We start from the raw sequence: 277 nt of genomic DNA, 5'->3' as shown, positions 1-277 counted from the left end.
CCAAATCTTGCCGCTACGGCGAACGGTCAGGATCAGCTCTTCGGACAGTGCGTTCACTACCGACACACCTACACCGTGCAGACCGCCGGAGACTTTATAAGAGTTGTCATCGAACTTACCGCCGGCGTGCAGCACGGTCATGATGACCTCAGCCGCTGAAACACCTTCTTCTTTGTGCACATCGACCGGAATGCCGCGACCGTTGTCGCGCACCGTGATGGACTCATCCGGGTGGATGATAATGCTGATGTCGTCGCAGTGACCGGCCAAAGCTTCG

Annotated in this window: 1 protein-coding gene; it reads right to left on the bottom strand. The window is 57.0% G+C overall.

What is annotated here, in order from left to right; all coding sequences use genetic code 11:
- Positions 1 to 277, bottom strand: a 277-nt coding sequence (locus tag KZZ04_RS19070; RefSeq protein ID WP_257903687.1) for an ATP-binding protein, incomplete at both ends; no start/stop codon positions are given.

Source organism: Pseudoalteromonas sp. CR1 (genome assembly GCF_019392235.1).
In the GTDB taxonomy this organism is placed as follows: Bacteria; Pseudomonadota; Gammaproteobacteria; order Enterobacterales; family Alteromonadaceae; genus Pseudoalteromonas.
The sequence above is the reverse complement of the archived record's forward strand: the minus strand, read 5'-3'. Positions and strand labels throughout refer to the sequence as shown.